This is a genomic window from Paenibacillus sp. FSL P2-0089 (assembly GCF_038595095.1).
GTDB lineage: Bacteria > Bacillota > Bacilli > Paenibacillales > Paenibacillaceae > Paenibacillus_AQ > Paenibacillus_AQ silagei.
In genome coordinates this window covers 4,695,904-4,712,560 of the sequence record NZ_CP152006.1, presented here as the reverse complement: position 1 = coordinate 4,712,560, position 16,657 = coordinate 4,695,904, and the positions used below count along the sequence as shown (strand labels likewise).

15 protein-coding genes are annotated in these 16,657 nt (G+C 54.0%); 14 read left to right on the top strand and 1 reads right to left on the bottom strand.

Going from position 1 to position 16,657, the window contains the following annotated elements:
• The first annotated feature begins 35 nt into the window (after positions 1-35).
• The 5 genes from NST69_RS19845 to NST69_RS19825 all read left to right on the top strand — a co-directional run bounded on the left by NST69_RS19845 (position 36) and on the right by NST69_RS19825 (position 4,077).
• Complete coding sequence (locus NST69_RS19845) at positions 36-1,244, top strand: D-alanyl-D-alanine carboxypeptidase family protein (protein ID WP_339310443.1); 1,209 nt, start codon at positions 36-38, stop codon at positions 1,242-1,244.
• Between the two features lie 172 nt (positions 1,245-1,416).
• The gene (gene spoIIAA / locus NST69_RS19840; protein ID WP_036727462.1) at positions 1,417-1,770 is read left to right on the top strand and encodes an anti-sigma F factor antagonist; all 354 of its coding nucleotides are present in this window, start codon (positions 1,417-1,419) and stop codon (positions 1,768-1,770) included.
• Positions 1,767-2,222 carry an anti-sigma F factor gene (gene spoIIAB / locus NST69_RS19835; RefSeq protein WP_036727460.1) on the top strand — a complete coding sequence of 152 codons (456 nt, stop codon included), beginning with the start codon at positions 1,767-1,769 and terminating at the stop codon, positions 2,220-2,222. Before spoIIAA ends, spoIIAB begins: the two co-directional genes overlap by 4 nt.
• 11 nt (positions 2,223-2,233) lie before the next feature.
• Positions 2,234-2,989 carry an RNA polymerase sporulation sigma factor SigF gene (gene sigF, locus NST69_RS19830; RefSeq protein ID WP_036727459.1) on the top strand — a complete coding sequence of 252 codons (756 nt, stop codon included), beginning with the start codon at positions 2,234-2,236 and terminating at the stop codon, positions 2,987-2,989.
• Positions 2,990-3,537: 548 nt separating this feature from the next.
• Entirely contained in the window at positions 3,538-4,077 is a 540-nt protein-coding gene (locus NST69_RS19825) for an RNA 2'-phosphotransferase (RefSeq protein ID WP_340951555.1), read from the top strand.
• Positions 4,078-4,178: 101 nt separating this feature from the next.
• Here the strand turns inward: NST69_RS19825 and NST69_RS19820 are convergent, their stop codons facing one another.
• Positions 4,179-6,368 (bottom strand): YDG domain-containing protein, encoded by a 2,190-nt coding sequence (locus NST69_RS19820; protein ID WP_340951558.1) that lies wholly within the window; start codon positions 6,366-6,368, stop codon positions 4,179-4,181.
• 286 nt (positions 6,369-6,654) lie between these two features.
• On the opposite strand from NST69_RS19820, the gene NST69_RS19815 reads away from it, so the two are divergent.
• From NST69_RS19815 to NST69_RS19775, 9 genes are all read left to right on the top strand, one after another.
• Complete coding sequence (locus tag NST69_RS19815; RefSeq protein WP_340951560.1) at positions 6,655-8,250, top strand: sigma-70 family RNA polymerase sigma factor; 1,596 nt, start codon at positions 6,655-6,657, stop codon at positions 8,248-8,250.
• A gap of 103 nt (positions 8,251-8,353) precedes the next feature.
• Positions 8,354-9,115: a metallophosphoesterase family protein gene (locus tag NST69_RS19810; protein ID WP_340951562.1), complete on the top strand. Its 762-nt coding sequence runs from the start codon at positions 8,354-8,356 to the stop codon at positions 9,113-9,115.
• 84 nt (positions 9,116-9,199) lie between these two features.
• On the top strand, positions 9,200-9,808 hold the full coding sequence (locus NST69_RS19805; protein ID WP_209870132.1) for a TetR/AcrR family transcriptional regulator C-terminal domain-containing protein: 609 nt from the start codon (positions 9,200-9,202) through the stop codon (positions 9,806-9,808).
• Between the two features lie 130 nt (positions 9,809-9,938).
• The gene (locus NST69_RS19800; RefSeq protein WP_340951564.1) at positions 9,939-11,633 is read left to right on the top strand and encodes an oleate hydratase; all 1,695 of its coding nucleotides are present in this window, start codon (positions 9,939-9,941) and stop codon (positions 11,631-11,633) included.
• Between the two features lie 123 nt (positions 11,634-11,756).
• Entirely contained in the window at positions 11,757-12,068 is a 312-nt protein-coding gene (locus NST69_RS19795; RefSeq protein ID WP_340951567.1) for a hypothetical protein, read from the top strand.
• 200 nt (positions 12,069-12,268) lie between these two features.
• Positions 12,269-13,183, top strand: coding sequence for a phosphotransferase (locus NST69_RS19790; RefSeq protein WP_340951569.1), 915 nt, complete (start codon positions 12,269-12,271; stop codon positions 13,181-13,183).
• Between the two features lie 153 nt (positions 13,184-13,336).
• Positions 13,337-14,395: an iron ABC transporter permease gene (locus tag NST69_RS19785; RefSeq protein WP_340951571.1), complete on the top strand. Its 1,059-nt coding sequence runs from the start codon at positions 13,337-13,339 to the stop codon at positions 14,393-14,395.
• Between the two features lie 2 nt (positions 14,396-14,397).
• Complete coding sequence (locus tag NST69_RS19780; RefSeq protein ID WP_340951574.1) at positions 14,398-15,432, top strand: iron ABC transporter permease; 1,035 nt, start codon at positions 14,398-14,400, stop codon at positions 15,430-15,432.
• Positions 15,433-15,459: 27 nt separating this feature from the next.
• On the top strand, positions 15,460-16,500 hold the full coding sequence (locus NST69_RS19775) for an NAD(P)/FAD-dependent oxidoreductase (RefSeq protein ID WP_036727441.1): 1,041 nt from the start codon (positions 15,460-15,462) through the stop codon (positions 16,498-16,500).
• The last annotated feature ends 157 nt before the right edge of the window (positions 16,501-16,657 follow it).

Here is a 16,657-nt window from a genome sequence, read left to right as displayed (position 1 = left end):
GTGAAATGAAGGTTAAGTTCAGGAGGGGAACCATTGTGAGGAAAATTCGTTATGTAACGCTTGTGCTGTGCATTGCTGTATCGGTTCTGGGAGGCGCTACCGGAGCCTGGGCCGAGGAAAAAGCCAAAGGCACCGCAAATTCCGGCAATGCCGGAGGGGCGGCTGCTACGCTTGCGCCAGGGGCGCGTTCTGCCATTCTGATGGATGCCAGCACGGGCACGGTCATCTATGAGAAGAACAGCCATGATAAACTTCCGCCGGCCAGTATTACCAAGATTATGACCATGCTGCTGACGGTGGAGGCGCTGGATGAGGGCAAACTGCAGCTGACCGACAAGGTGCGGACCAGCGAGTATGCGGCATCGATGGGCGGTTCACAGATTTTTCTGGAGCCGGGTGAGGAAATGACGGTTGACGATATGCTGAAGGGTATCGCGATGGCCTCCGGCAATGATGCTTCCGTAGCTATGGCGGAGAAAATCGCCGGCTCGGAGAGCGCCTTCGTCGATCTCATGAACCAGAAGGCGCAGGACCTGGGCCTGAAGGATACTCATTTCGCCAACTGCAACGGCCTGCCGGCTGCGAATCATTATTCCTCCGCGCATGATATTGCCGTCATTAGCCGGGAACTGCTGAAGCATGAGCAGATTATCAAATACACCGGCTCTTATCAGGATTACCTGCGCAAGGATTCCACCAAGCCGTTCTGGCTGGTGAACACCAACAAGCTGGTGCGGTTCTACACGGGCGCTGACGGGCTGAAGACGGGATATACGTCCGAAGCGAAATTCTGCCTGTCGGCGACGGCGGCCAGAGACGGCCTGCGCGCTGTAGCGGTGGTGCTGGGCGAGCCAAACACCAAGACCCGCAACAGCGAGGTCTCGGCGATGTTCGACTACCTCTTTTCCCAATATAAACTGCATACGATTCACAAGGAAGGCGACACCATCGGCACGGTGAGGATTGAGAAGGGCGTGAAGTCGCAGCTCCCGCTGGTGGCGAAGGAAGACTATAGTGTCCTGCTCCGCAAAGGAGTAACCCAGGAGGGTATCCGCCATGAGCTGGTGCTGAATGAGCAGGTGAAGGCTCCGGTGGCCGAAGGCCAGACGGTCGGCAAGCTGGTAGTCTACCAGGGGAACGATGTATTGAAGGAATACGAATTGAAGGCAGGCGAAACGGTAGCCAAGGCGGGCTGGTGGAAGCTGTTCAAGCGGGCAACGGGCGCTATGTTTACGAATGATTAATTTCTTGCATTTTGTAGATTGAACCAGGGGCTTTGTGTAAGTTCTTAGGGGTTTTCTTCTAGTTTTGTCGTGAGGCAGGAATCCTCAATTGCGGTGTAGAAACCTTGTCCTTGTAGGGGAAAGAAATAGTTACAGGGCGGTTGTCCAAGCAACGAAGAGGAGAGTGGCAAGCATGAATTCTCATGTGGAGATGGAGCATCACCGGGGTGTGCTGATTGTCCGGTTGTCCGGGGAACTGGACCATCACGCAGCCGATTATGTACGTATGGATATGGATGAAGCGATTATGCGGGGCCAGGTGGAGCATCTGATCCTGAGTCTGAAGGAGCTGCAGTTCATGGACAGCTCGGGTCTCGGAGTGATTCTGGGGCGGTACAAGCTGATCCGCAGTAAGGGCGGCAAAATGGCAGTCTGCGATGCCACAGCGCCTGTGAAGCGCCTGCTGGAAATGTCGGGCCTGTTCAAAATCATGCCCCTATATGACGACGAGAGCGCTGCACTCTCGGATTTGGAGGTCGCGTTATGACTAGTAGCGAAGCTCGTAACTTCATGAGTGTCCAGTTTGCTGCGCTGTCGGAGAATGAATCGTTCGCGCGTGTGGTAGTGGCTGCCTTTGTCTCCCGGCTCGACCCGACGATGGAGGAGCTGAATGACTTGAAGACGGTAGTCTCGGAGGCTGTCACCAATTGTATTATTCACGGTTATGACAGTGATCCCGCAGGTGTTGTCAGCATATCCGCTTCCCTTGAGAATGAGACCGTGCATCTGACGATTGAGGATAAGGGCCGGGGCATTGAGGATCTGGAGCTGGCCCAGCAGCCGCTGTATACCTCGAAGCCGGAGCTGGAGCGGTCAGGTATGGGCTTCACCATTATGGAGAATTTCATGGATGAATTCGAGGTTATCAGCGAACCGGGACGCGGAACCTCAATCTCCATGAAGAAAACCATCGTCTCGAAAAAAGCTTTATACAATTAGGGGTTGGAGCCATGGATGCAGAATCAAAAAAAGCTCCGCCGACCTATTTGGACGATGCGGAGGTCAAACGTCTAATCGCGCTCAGTCAAGCCGGGGACCATACGGCCCGCGACACGCTGGTCAACTGCAATATCCGCCTCGTCTGGTCGGTGGTGCAGCGGTTTATGAACCGCGGATATGAACCGGATGATTTGTTCCAGATCGGCTGTATCGGACTGCTGAAGTCCGTTGATAAATTCGACCTCAGCTATGAGGTCAAGTTCTCCACCTATGCGGTACCGATGATTATCGGCGAGATCCAGCGGTTCCTCCGCGATGACGGCACGCTCAAGGTCAGCCGCTCGCTGAAGGAGATGGCCAACAAGGTGCGCAAGATGAAGGATGAGATGTCCAAAACGCTCGACCGCCTCCCGACCATCGGTGAAGTGGCCGAAGCGCTGGGCGTCACGCCCGAAGAAATCGTCTTCGCCCAGGAAGCCAACAAGCCGCCGACTTCGATCCACGAGACCGTCTTCGAGAACGACGGCGATCCGATCACGCTGATCGACCAGATCGCCGACGAGTCGCAGGAGCGCTGGTTCGACAAGCTGGCCTTGAACGAGGCCATCGGTGCGCTAACCGAGCGCGAGCGTCTGATCGTGTATCTGCGCTATTACCGCGATCAGACCCAGTCGGAAGTCGCCAGCCGCCTCGGCATCTCGCAGGTGCAGGTGTCGAGGCTGGAGAAGAAGATCCTCGCGAACATCCGCGAGCAGATTGCGCAGTAGCGGTGGAAGTTACAGCGCGTCTCGGCTGATACTGCCGCAGCTCAGTAAGTTCGATACAGCAGTCGGGTTAGCTGTGGTGCTTAGCAAGAGTTAAGTATGTGATGTAAAGTGACGGGTGCAAGGGGGCCGCCCCCTAGAGGGGCGGCTTTTTGCGTGCGCTCAAAGTGACCATGCACCCCACTGCCGATTATTTTATTAACCGGACTCAGATTCCCTTATTTGGCCGAATCGTCTCTTTTTGAGCCTGAAACGGACTCAGATTCCGTTATCTTGTCTTTTCGGCCCCTGATGTAGTGGAATCTGGTCACTTAGCGGATTCTGAGTCCGCGCACTTCGCATATCCGCCGGATTAGCAGAAATAGCGGAATGTCAGTCCAATTCCGTGGCCGATGGAGCCCCACCGATAGACCCCACCGATGGAGCACGCCCATGGTCTAGCGCATGGTTATACCGGAAGCTTCATATATGCTAAACTAGGCTAAACTCGTAACAATCGATGATTTTGAATACTAACAACAATGCAAAATGACTATGGAGGGCTAAACTCAATGGATTATGCGAAGCTCAGCAAAGAGGTCTCCTACGCCCTGCGTCACGCGCCGTGGGAATATGAACTGGAATTGGATGAACAGGGGTGGGTGGATATTGAACAGCTGCTCCACTCGCTGCATCAGGACAAGAAGTGGGACACAGTCGGTGCAGAGGATCTGGACAAAATGATCGCAGCATCGGATAAGCAGCGGCATGAGCTTGCGGAGGGCAGAATAAGGGCGCTATATGGTCACTCGGTCCCGCAAAAAATAATCAAGCAGGCTGAAACGCCGCCCCCTATTCTGTACCACGGTACAGCCAGGCAATGGGTGGAGACGATTCTGCACGAAGGACTGAAACCGATGAAGAGGCAGTATGTTCATTTCTCGGTGGATACGGCTACAGCCAAGCTGGTGGGAGGGCGCAAGGACTCAAGTCCTGTGATTTTAACCATCGATGCCGGGCGGGCCGCACAGGAAGGAATCAAGTTCTACCACGGAAATCATAATATCTGGCTCGCGGACTATATTCCGCCCGAATTTATTGCTGACTTGTAGCCTACTCTAACCAACCCCAACCACAACAAAAGCGCCCCAGGCCAGCCGGTTCACGGCTCGCGGGACGCTTTTATTCATACCCTGTGTTCAGAGATATCTTCTTAAGGTGCTACAATCACACCCGTGGAAATCATATAATTTCCCGGTGCCGCATAGTTACCAGCATCGTCGCCGGATAAGGTGTAGACCACGGTGATAAGTTTGCCGCTGCCGACAGCAGCATCGTTGTAGGTTGCTGTTGCACTGACTGTAACATCATCGCCAGGAATGACTCCGGTCAGAGTACCCGGGGTGATCTGGACCGATGTATTTCCATCGTAGGTCTTGGATTCTGTGATCACTGGTGCTGTAATGTCCAACTGCAAGGCAGTGATAATACCTGTGTTAATGGTATAGCTAACAGGTGGATAATAGTTACCTGCATCTGCTCCTGTTAAGGTGTAGGAGATGGTGATGATTTTGTTCACTCCCACGTTAGGAGTGTCATAGGTTCCGGCTGCATGCACAGTCACATCATCCCCGTCGATAATACCGGTTACCGCACCAACGGTTACCGCTGCCGCAGTCGTTCCGTCATAGACTCTGGAGCGTGTGATCTGATCCCGGTCAATCTCGCCATTGGTGGTGATGTAGCTCACAGGTGCAATATAGTTGCCCGCATCTGCTCCGCTAAGTGTATAGACTACAGTTATGGTCTTGTTCGTCCCAATGGATGATGTGTCATAGTTGGCAACGGCGCTCACAGTGACATTTTCCCCGGGAACTACCCCAATAAGCTGTCCGGGAGTCACCGCCGCTGCCGTGGTTCCGTCCTTGAACTTCGCCAAGGTCAAATTCGGAGCTTCGATGGTTAATGGATGGAGTGCGATGCTGCCCGTATTCACGATATAGGGAGCGGGTGCGATATAGCTGGCTGCCTGGGCTCCGCTTAATGTGTAGGTAACGGTTATAGTCTTGTTCACCCCAAGCGCCGAGCTGCTGTAGGAAGCAGAGGCATGAACATTAACTGTGTCTCCGGCCAATACACCGGACAGCGAGCCCCCGGTTACTGCTGCTGAGGCAGTGCCGTCATAGGTTTTGGACTCCGTCAAGGAGGCGGGAAACCCTATAGTCAGCTCAATCGCTTTAACCTCAATCGTGCTGGAAGGGGCCGAGATATTGCCGGAGCCATCTACAGCATACACAACATAATGACCGGCTGGCAGACCCTGCGTGTTCAGCGGGGAATAGACGGAGGCGGTTACCGCCAGCTTTTTACCCAGAGCAGCATGAATGGAAGCTTCCAGATCTGTTGTAGTTACGACTACTGTGGAAGGGACCAGATACAAATAACCCGCTTCGTTGCTTGTTCCATATACATTGTCTCCTACAGTCACCGCTCCAAGGGTCACACTTGTGAGTATAGGGGCTGACGTATCACCCGGATCAGGAGTAGGTGTCGGCGTAGGAGTAGGTGTGACTGTAGGCGTCGGCGTAGTTGCAGGTGTAGGTGTAGGTGTTGGTATATCTGTAGGTACTGGTGTAGCTGTAGGCGTAGCCGTTGGATCGGAAGGGACATAGGTGCTCCGGACAGGCGTAGGTGTAGCAGTTGGTGTGGCAGTTGGACTAGCTGCTGGAGAGATGGTTGCTGAAGGGGTGCCTCCAACATTTCCAGGAGTATTGGCCGGAGCCTCCTCAATAGCTTTGGTCCGTGTTAAGGATACTACTGCTTCCGCACGGGTAATTTCCCTGCCGGGCTTGAAGCTGTTATCATCGGAATACCCTTTCATGATTCCTGCTGCGGCTACGGCATTTACCGAATTCACTGCCCAGGCGGCAATATCCTTGGAATCGCTGAAAAGAGCGCCGGTCTGCGCGGCATCCAGCTTCAATAACCGGTTGATGATCACTGCGGCTTCCTGTCTGCTGATCGTCTTGCCGGTACCGATGGTACCATCTGAATATCCGCTGATATATCCGGCTTTCACGGCTTTGGCAACCTCGGTGTAGGCCCAGTTGCTTGTAGAGAGATCCTTATAGGCAACAGGTGCCGTCTCGGTGAATCCGAAGGCACGGTTGATGAGCGCCATGAACTCTGATCTTTTCAGACTATTGTCCGGTTTGAAGCTGCCATCGGCGTATCCCTGAATGAGCCCTTTGTCAACCCAGTCGGTAACTTCATTCTGTGCCCAGTGGCCTGTGATTCCAGTTAATTGAGGAACTGCTGCGCCAAAAGCTGTTCCGGCAGAAGAATATAGTGCAGTTACTATCATTAGTGTAGAGAGAAAAAGCTTGCCCGGTGTATGGTTCAATATTAAGCCTCCTGAAAGTGTATTGTCTTCGCTGATATAGGCCTTGGGTATCACTTAATATCCTCCGGGCAACAGTTTTGGCCTCCGAGCTTGGCTAAATGAAATAATAGTAACACATATCATTTGAAATTGATTTAAATAAATATAATCATTGCAAATTTAATTTAACAAAATATAAATATAATACTGGTCAATACATTCTGCACCCTCTTTGTAACCTTTTCCTCCCGGACCGGCACTTATCATTAGAACACGATAAAAATACAGAAATGAGGTTTGCAGACGTATGCTGCATTGGATTGAACAAGCGCAGAAGGGCGATGCCGAAGCCTTCCGGGAGCTTAGCGGGCATGTGCGGGGGATGGCTTACGTAGTAGCCTACGATATGCTCGGGGATGTGCAGCTCGCGGAAGATGCGGTACAGGAAGCCTTGCTGGAGGCGTATATGAACCTTGCCAGCCTGCAGGAGCCTGCGGCGTTTCCGGGATGGTTCAAAACCATTGTGGTCAGGCAGTGTCACCGGCTGCTGCGGCGTAAGCGTCAAGCCCTGCTGCCTCTGGAGGCGGCGGTGCATGTCGCGGGCTCTTCTCCAGGGGTTGCGGAGATTGCCGAACATAGAGAATGGACGCAGGTGCTCCACAGGTCAGTGTCGGAATTGTCTGCCAAGCTGCGGGTACCACTGCAATTGTTCTACTTCTACGGGTACTCGCTTCAGGAGATTTCCGTGTATCTGGACCTTTCCGTTGCTACGCTGAAGAAAAGGCTGTATGACGGCAGACGCAAGCTGAAGGGGGCATTGCCTGTTGTCGATCTGGCGGCTGCATTTCATTTGTTACATGAGGGAGGACAGCGAATGCTGCATATTGTGAATGGTGACACGGTGGGAGACAAGCTGAAGCAGGGGATTGTCCAGGGGGAGGTGCTGGTGTGGAGAGAGATCTATTCGGCGGGACCGATATTCATAGATCCGGCGGCAGAGCAGAAGCGGCTGCTGCGGGCTGAGGTGCTGCAGGCCACGATGGGCATTCCGGCAGCTGAATATGTGGCGGGCTGTGCGGAGCAGGAGCAGAGGATCAGCGGATTCCGTCAGTATGATGAGGTGGTGCTGTGGTTCGAGCATGATCTGTTCGACCAGAGTATGCTGGCCTATCTACTGCATTGGTTCAATGGGCAAAAGCTGGGCAAAACCAAGCTAAGCCTGCTCTGCATCGGAGAATTCCCCGGGATAGAGCTGTTCCATGGTCTGGGACAGCTGACGGAAGCTCAGCTGAGTACCCTGCCGGGAACCTGGCGGACTATCGGCCGCAAGGAGCTGCAGCTGGGAAGCCTGCTGTGGGAGGCTTACGCCGCTTCCGATCCCCGGAAGCTCGCGGACCTGCTTGCGGCGAAGCGGGAGGAGCTGGCAGGGGGCGCACTTGCTTTTGCCTATGACGCCTTCATGGCCCATCTCTCCCGTCTGCCTTCCGTAGAGAATGGTCTCGGGATCGTCGAACAGACCACCCTTCAAGCCGTGGCTAATGGAATGGACACGCCGCTTAAGCTGTTCCGGCAGGTGACGGATGAGCTGCACCGGCTTGGCATGGGCGATACGGAATATTGGAAGATCCTGCGCACACTGACGGCCGGGACGAAACCTCTGCTTGAGATCGATGGTGTAGCAGAGCTAACAGATTACAGGGAAGTACCGGAATTCCTGAATCGCAGCGTTACGCTGACTGCATGGGGAGAGCAGGTGTTGGCCGGAGCAGCTGACCGGCTACAGCTGCAAAGTATCGATGAATGGTACGGCGGCCTGCATCTGGAGGGGGATGACGCCCCCTGGCGCTGGGACCGTGCTGCGGAACGGCCGGTACAGCACCCGCCATCCGCGCGGATGGAATAGAATGTAACCAGGAGGTTTCCCTGCTAAGCTGAACGCTTGGCGGGTGAACCTCTTTTTTATGCCTATATAGTATAATGAATACTCCAGGTCAAGACAGTTACAAGTGAAGAAGGAGGAGAGCGGCATCAGAACATTAGTGATCAGTGACATTCATGGCTGTATAGAGGAATTCAGCCTGCTGCTCCGCCGGGCGGAGTATAACCCCTCCAGGGATCAATTGATCCTGCTGGGCGATTATGTAGACAGAGGGCCGGACAGCAGAGCGGTCGTGGAGCAGGTGAAGCGGCTTGCTGAAGCAGAGGGGGTTATTGTGCTGCGGGGCAACCATGATCAGATGGCCTGTGATGCGCTGGCGGGAGAGGATGATAAGCGGGATACCCACTGGATTACGAATGGGGGCTTCCACACCCTGCTGAGCTATTGCGGAGGCCGGGATTCGGTGCTGCTGCACCCGGATTCAGGGTGGAGGGATTATACGGAGATGAAGAGGTTCATGGCTACGGAGTATAAGGAGCATCTGGATTTCCTGGGTTCGCTGCCCTACTACTATGAGACGGAGACCCATCTGTTCGTTCATGCGGGCATTGATCCTTCCCTTGCCGACTGGCGGACCCAGCGGGAGTATGATTTTATCTGGATTCGGGAGCCTTTCTACAATCATCCTGTTACTGCTACGGAGAAGACGGTCGTCTTCGGCCATACCTCTACGGTAGATCTGCAGGACGGCGCAGGAGTCTGGTTCAGTCCGCTGGGCGACAAAATTGGCATCGACGGCGGCTGCGTGTACGGGGAGCAGTTGAACTGCCTTGAGATTAGCGAAGCAGGATACAAGACCTATGCTGTCAAGCTGGGGGAGCGGGAGTAACAAGAGCTGCGAGCAGACGGGATGAAAACTAACTCCTAATTGGTTATAATTGGAATATCAAATCCAAGAGTTCAGGAGGAAGAGATGTCGAGTTCACTCTTAACGAAGAACGCGTTAGCCCGGTCGCTGAAGAAGCTTATGCTCACAAGGCCGCTGAACAAAATAACGATCCAGCAGCTCACAGCGGATTGCGGGGTGACCCGCCATACGTTTTATAATCATTTTCAGGATATCTATGAGCTGCTCGGCTGGATCTACAAGTCAGAAGTGATTGAAGGACTGGACCAATACTGCTGCTGGGCGGGCTGGAAGCAAGGATTCTTAAGCGTCCTGCGTTACACCGTAAATAACAAAACCATCTGTCTGAATACCTTCCATTCGCTGGGACGCGAGCATCTGGAGCAATTCCTGTACGGGGTAATTTACCGCGTCATGATCAGCGTAGTGGAGGAGCTGGACGGGCAGGCGTGGCCGGGACAGGAGCAGATTCCGGAGCCTGTGAGAATGCAGGCCAGACTCGATATAGCCGATTTCTACACGCTGGCCATCCTTGAACAGGTGATCCACTGGCTCAGAGCCGGGGCGAATACAGATCCGGCCGGAGTGGTGGACAAGGTATCACGGATTATGGACGGATGCATTGCCCGGGGGCTTGAGCATTATCAGTCTGCAGTTCATCCGGTGAAGTCATGACACAATATCGGGCGGATGTGTAATCCCTAGACAGTTGCGTCCGGCTGTCCATAGAATCCCTGGTTCACGGCGGTTATAGTGAAGGCAGTTAGCAGGCACTTATCCCCTGATCAAGGAAGGAAGAGGACACATGGGTACATATCAAAGAATTCATCCGCAGGTACAGGAAGGCATCGCTTCACGCAAGGCATATCTCGTCGGAGGAGGGATCGGCTCCCTGTCGGCGGCGGCATTTCTGATCCGTGACGGGCATATGCCCGGCCGGAATATTCATATTCTGGAGCAATCATCTGTATACGGCGGTTCCATGGACGGGGCGGGCAATGCCAAGGACGGTTACAGCGCCCGGGGCGGACGCGAGATTGAAGAGCACTTCGAGTGCTTCATGGAGCTGTTCGGCTTCATCCCTTCCCTGACCAATCCGGACCGGACAGTGCTGGATGAATTCCGGGAGCTGAACCTGGCTGAACCGATTGAATCGCATTGCCGTCTGGTCGAAAAGCAAGGCACCCCCGCCGATTTCTCATCGCTTGGACTCTCTACCGCACATGCGCTGCAATTAGGCAAGCTGACGCTGGCTACCGAAGAGAGACTGGGCACGGTGACGATTGAGCAGTTTTTTGACCCGAGCTTTCTGGAGACGAATTTCTGGTATTTCTGGCGCTCCATGTTCGCCTTCGAGAATTGGCATAGTGTGGTGGAGGTCAAGCGTTATATGGAGCGGTTCATGCACCTGATCTCGGGGATGAACCAGCTGAAAGGAATTTTGCACACCGAATACAACCAGTTCGACTCGCTGATCCTGCCGCTGATGAAATGGCTGGAGCGTGAGGGCGTTCATTTTGACAAAGGGCATGAGGTTACGGATCTGGAGCTTAGTATCAACGGTGATGAGAAGGTTATAACCGCGATTCAGGTGCAGGTTAATGGTTCCCCGAAGACGATTCCGGTGACACGCTTGGATCTGGTCATGGTCACGAACGGCTCAATGACAGAGAATTCTACCCTTGGCGATCTGGACCACCCGGCGGTGCTGAACCGGTCCGTTACTGAACGCGGGTGCTGGAGCCTCTGGGAGAAGCTTGCTGCCAAATCCCCGGATTTCGGCCGCCCTGAAGTGTTCTGCGGGGATATCGACAAGTCCAAATGGCTGTCGTTCACAATGACTTTTACCGATGATGAGATTGTATTCCCTTATCTGCTGGAACTGACGGGTGATGCTCCCGGCATGGGCGGTGTAGTTACGATCAAAGACTCCAGCTGGATGATGTCCTGGACCGCACCGAAGCAGCCTCACTTCATCAACCAGCCGGATAATGTGAAGGTACTGTGGGCGTATGGCCTGTTCCCGGATGCCGAAGGCGACTATATCAAGAAAAAAATGAGCGACTGCACCGGACGCGAGCTGCTGGAGGAACTGTGCTACCATATGGGACTTGTTGACCGTATTCCCAAGATTCTGGAGCATACCACTAACGTCATCCCTTGTATGATGCCTTATATTACTGCACAGTTCATGCCGCGCGCTCTTGGTGACCGTCCGCAGGTCGTGCCGCAGGGCAGTGTGAATCTGGCCTTCCTTGGCCAGTTCGCCGAAGTCCCGGACGACTGCGTGTTCACGGTGGAGTATTCGGTCCGTTCCGCGATGATGGCTGTATATGAGCTTTTGAAGCTGGAAAAAGAAGTGATTCCCGTCCATCCGAGCAAATATGATGTCCGAGTACTGCTGACCGCGCTCCGCACCTGCCTGGGCAACAAGCCGCTGCCGCTGGATAAGACACTTGGGGAGCTGCTGGCGGGAACGGTACTCTCGAAAATGGTCTAGAGACGAATACGAGGATTACACGAGGTAGCTGATTCCGCTGCCCAGGCATGCCTGGGGTCCGGCAGACATAGGATGGTAATAAGCAAGCGCTTAACCATTCAGTCATTGCAGGAGGAGAATAGTGTGAACGAGAGACTGGCGGCTGTTATTCTGCGGATTGATGCTATTGCTACAGATATTCTTGTACCGCTGCGCCGTAAGATCATTAATGAGGCGGCTCTGCTTCAGCTCTATGTGGCGCTGGATGAGACGTATGCTCTGATGGAGCATGAGCGGCAGATTGACCGGGAGCTCGCGGCCATCCTCTTCCTGCTCTATTCACAGCTGGTAACCCAATCCAATTATGTGTATGACAAAAGCCTCTTCGTGCCGCATATCGGCAAGCTGCAAGGGTACATCCGCAAAATATTCGGCGGTACGCTTCAGAATGTATAAAACTCAACTAACAGCCAATCTGACAGCCTATACTCCAGCTACATCTCTAACAGGATGGAACCGGGAGGATAGGCTGTTTTTAAAAATATGGCTGTGTTAAAATTTGTTGAGCTATTGATGAAATTCAAGAGCAGAACTCACGTACTTGGGCGTGGACGTATTCGGATAAGTAAAGTAAGGAACGAGGAGGCAGACAATTCATGGGAGGAACGAATGTATGGGATGCGGAGTGGGAGGTTAACGAAGAGCAGGCGCGGACGCTGATCGGAAGACAATTCCCTCAGTTGTCATCGAAGCAAGTGAAGCGATTGGGCTGGGGCTGGGACAATACGGTTTTTCTCATCGGTGACGAGTACGTGTTCCGGTTTCCAAGAAGAACGTTTGCCGTTGGCGCGATTCGTATGGAAGGGAAGCTGCTGCCGAAGCTGGAGGCATATGTGACCATCCCCTATCCGAAACCGTTGTTTTATGGCGAAGCAAGTGACGAATATCCGGCACCATTTCTTGGCTATGCCCACGTGCCAGGAGATTTCCCAATCGGTTTGACGGAAGAACGCCGGGCTTTATCGGCAGAGACGCTGGCGGCATTTTTGCGGAGATTGCATGAGTTCCCGGTGCAGGCGGCGCTGAAGTGCGGAGTTCAGCAAGATCATCGAAGCTTGACGGACATAGCATCACGCAAAGTGAAATTGGAGGGCTTTCTATCGAAGCTGGTTGAACACTTGTCGCCGGAGGAGTCCGGTGTGATCGAAGCGTATATTAACAGTCTGCAAAAGGACCGTGTCGAGGCGGTGAATGCACTCCTGCATGGCGATCTTCATTTCAAAAATATGCTTGTGAATGAGAACGGGATTGTCTCCGGCATCATTGATTGGGGCGATCTGAGCGTAGGCCATCCGGCTTGCGATTTGAGCGTTGCTTACAGCTTTTTACCACCTTACGCCCGCGGTGTGTTTTTCGAAACGTACGGAGGAGCGGACGAGGAGACGAAGCTGCTGGCGCGGCTGATGGCGGTATACATCCCCATGCTGATCTTAATGCAAGCGGTCGATGACGGGAATGAAGCGATTGCGGCAGAGGCGAAATCCAACATCATGCGGGCACTGTCGGATTAGGCTCATTATTTCGTTACGGCCGATAGCAATAAACCGCCTTTTCAACGAAGGCGGTTTTCTTATTTTTATTTTGTCCATTGCCAAACCTTGACCTGTTCCTTTACAATATTATAATGATAATGAGAATCAATTTCAAAGAAACAGGTGACATTCATGAATCAACAGGCAGTGTCCGGGAGCGGGCTGGATCAGAAGGCAAAGCGGCTGAAGCTGCGGTCCCGTCCCTGGGCGGCAACATTAATTCTTATTGGCGGTTTGATTGCGCTGGCGCTGGGTATCGCTATTTCCGTATCGTTCGGGGCCGCAGATATTAAGCTGTCGGTCGTATGGACCGCAGTCTTTCATTTCAATCCCGAACTTACCGAGCATCAGATCATCCGCGAGCTTAGGCTGCCGCGTGTGCTGGGCGGCGTAATGGTGGGAGCCAGCCTCGCTGTGGCAGGGGCTATTATGCAAGGGATGACCCGCAATCCGCTGGCGGATTCGGGACTGATGGGCATTAACTCTGGAGCAGGCTTTGCGCTGGCTGTCTGCTTTGCATTTTTTCCGGGATTGCCGTTCATGTATCTCATTCTCTATTCCTTCGTTGGCGCCGGAGCCGGAGCGGGAATTGTCTACGGTGTAGGCTCGCTGGCGAAGGGCGGACTAACCCCGGCCAGGCTCGTATTGGCAGGTGCTGCTCTCAGTGCGCTGCTCTCTGCGCTAAGCGAAGGCATCGCCCTTTATTTCCGCATCGGACAAGATCTCGCCTTCTGGTATGCCGGTGGTCTGGCAGGAACGAAATGGTTCCAGCTGCAGATCATGTCCCCATGGGTGATAGCGGCTATCCTGGGAGCCATCGTGCTGTCCCGTTCGATTACGATGCTCAGCCTGGGTGAGGATATTGCCAAGGGGCTGGGGCAGCGTACAGGACTGGTGAAATTAGCTGGTACGCTAATTGTCCTGATTCTAGCCGGAGCCTCGGTAGCTGTAGTGGGAGCTGTTGGGTTCGTCGGCCTGATCATCCCCCATCTGACGCGCTATATGGTGGGTGTGGATTACCGCTGGATTATTCCCTGCTCTGCGGTGCTGGGTGCGCTGCTGGTGGTCGGGGGCGATCTGACGGCACGGATGATCAATCCGCCGCATGAAACGCCGGTGGGTGCGATTATAGCCCTGATTGGGGTACCGTTCTTCCTGTATCTGGCCCGAAAAGAAAGAAGGGAGCTGTAAAGATGCAGAGCCATAAGAGAATTTCTTCAGAAGATGCAAGGCGTAAGTATGGCCTGAGGGTGATCGGCGTGCTGGCCGTTCTGATTGTGATAATGTTCATTATAAGTATGAATACAGGATACATAAGACTTACTCCGCTTGAACTGCTGGATACGCTGGTCGGCAAGGGGACGGAGAAGCAGGAGCTGATTCTGTTCCAGTTCCGTTTGCCGCGGATTGTCATTTCTCTGTTAATTGGTACCGCACTTGCCGTATCCGGCGCAGTGATGCAGGGGGTCTTCCGCAATGATCTGGCCGATCCGGGTATTCTCGGCATTAATGCCGGGGCCGGACTGATGGTTATGCTGCTGATCTCTTTCTATCCGACGACCTCGGCGGCACCGGTCTATCTGTTGCCTGTGGTTGCCTTTGCCGGGGCGGCCTGTACTGCTGCTCTGATCTACAGCCTCGCATACAAGCGGCATCAGGGCATTGCGCCGATCCGGCTGCTGCTTACCGGGGTCGCAGTGGCGGCAGGCATGAGCGCGGCGATGATCGTGCTGACGCTTCGCCTCGACCCGGACAAGTATCAGTTCGTTGCCACGTGGCTGGCGGGCAGCATCTGGGGCACAAGCTGGAAGTTTGTCTTATCCCTGCTGCCCTGGATCGTGATTCTCCTGCCTTATGTCATCTACAAGGCACGGGTGATGAATGTACTTAATCTGGGCGAGCAGACAGCGACAGGACTCGGTGCTAATGTGAGCAGAGAGCAGTTCCGTCTGCTGGCAGCAGCGGTCGGCCTTGCGGCTTCCAGCGTAGCGGTCAGCGGAGGCATCGGCTTCGTCGGGCTGGTCGGCCCGCATCTGGCGCGGCGGCTGGTCGGACCGAAGCATCAGCTGATGCTGCCCGCCTCTGCGCTGATCGGCGCGCTGCTTGTCATTACAGCCGATACAATAGGACGGCGGATTCTGCAGCCGTCCGAGATTCCTACCGGCATTGTGGTAGCTGTCATCGGTGCTCCATACTTTCTGTATCTTCTGGCCCGTACCAAATCTTAAATACAACCAGACCTTGGAGGGATATCAATGAATGAAGCAATGGAATTATACGATGTGACGATTATTGGCGGCGGCCCCGCAGGTATGTATACAGCGTTCTATAGTGGAATGAGGGATCTGAAGACTAAGCTGATTGAAGCGAAGGATGAGCTGGGCGGCAGAATGCTGATCTATCCTGAGAAGATGATCTGGGATGTGGGAGGAGTAACACCTATTCTCTGCCGCCAGTTAATTGATCAGCTGGCAGAGCAGGCGCGCACCTTCGATCCTACCCTTGTATTCGGACAGCAGATTGTTCACCAGGCCCGCCAGGAGGACGGAACGTATATCCTGACCTCAGCCACAGGCGAGCAGCACTGGACCCGTACCGTCATACTTACCATCGGATACGGTATTCTGCAGATGGCGAAGCTGGAGATTGAAGGCGCGGACCGCTATGAGGTGACGAATCTGCACTACACGGTACAGGAGCTGGAGCCCTTCCGCGGCAAGCGGGTGCTGATCTCGGGCGGCGGAGATTCCGCAGTGGACTGGGCGAATGAGCTGGAGGGGATTGCCGCCAGTGTAACTGTGGTACACCGCCGGGAGCAGTTCGGCGGGCATGAGAAGAATATTGCCCGGATGAAGGCCTCCTCGGTGGATGTGCGCGTGCCTTGTGCGGTAAGCCAGCTGCACAGCAGTGACGGAGAGCAGATCGATCAGGTGACCGTCTGCCATATTCAGACCGGAGAGCATGAGCAGCTTGAGGTCGATGCCGTCATTGTCAACCACGGGCTGAGAAGCGACTTCGGTCCGCTCAAGGACTGGGGACTGGATATGGGAGAATGGTGTGCGAACGTCAGTGGTAAGCTGGAGACCAATCTGCCGGGTATCTTCGCTGCCGGAGATTTCGTGGATCATGAGAGTAAGGTACGGCTCATTGCCGGAACGTTCACTGATGCGGTGCTTGCCCTGAACAGCGCGAAGCTGTACATGGACCCTACCGCTGAGAAGGTGGCCTACGTCTCCTCCCATAATGACCGGTTCAAGGAGAAGAACAAGGCGCTTGGCGTAGTAGATAACCACTAGCATTCCTCCTTCAGAGATATCAGCCGGTGTACCGGCGCTATACCATAAGCTGTATCTGCACATGCTGTCCCTTACACGGATTATTCCGTACCGGGGGCAGCTTGTTCTGCTTTTACATATTCCATATGCTGTATAAAAAAAGGATAGCGGGCGAATA

Excerpts from the sequence above, each read along its gene's own strand:
- NST69_RS19825 (WP_340951555.1), top strand. The coding sequence starts at position 3,538 with ATGGATTATGCGAAGCTCAGCAAAGAGGTCTCCTACGCCCTGCGTCAC.
- spoIIAB (WP_036727460.1), top strand. The coding sequence starts at position 1,767 with ATGACTAGTAGCGAAGCTCGTAACTTCATGAGTGTCCAGTTTGCTGCG.
- NST69_RS19785 (WP_340951571.1), top strand. The coding sequence starts at position 13,337 with ATGAATCAACAGGCAGTGTCCGGGAGCGGGCTGGATCAGAAGGCAAAG.
- NST69_RS19815 (WP_340951560.1), top strand. The coding sequence starts at position 6,655 with ATGCTGCATTGGATTGAACAAGCGCAGAAGGGCGATGCCGAAGCCTTC.
- NST69_RS19790 (WP_340951569.1), top strand. The coding sequence starts at position 12,269 with ATGGGAGGAACGAATGTATGGGATGCGGAGTGGGAGGTTAACGAAGAG.
- spoIIAA (WP_036727462.1), top strand. The coding sequence starts at position 1,417 with ATGAATTCTCATGTGGAGATGGAGCATCACCGGGGTGTGCTGATTGTC.
- sigF (WP_036727459.1), top strand. The coding sequence starts at position 2,234 with ATGGATGCAGAATCAAAAAAAGCTCCGCCGACCTATTTGGACGATGCG.
- NST69_RS19775 (WP_036727441.1), top strand. The coding sequence starts at position 15,460 with ATGAATGAAGCAATGGAATTATACGATGTGACGATTATTGGCGGCGGC.
- NST69_RS19800 (WP_340951564.1), top strand. The coding sequence starts at position 9,939 with ATGGGTACATATCAAAGAATTCATCCGCAGGTACAGGAAGGCATCGCT.
- NST69_RS19805 (WP_209870132.1), top strand. The coding sequence starts at position 9,200 with ATGTCGAGTTCACTCTTAACGAAGAACGCGTTAGCCCGGTCGCTGAAG.
- NST69_RS19780 (WP_340951574.1), top strand. The coding sequence starts at position 14,398 with ATGCAGAGCCATAAGAGAATTTCTTCAGAAGATGCAAGGCGTAAGTAT.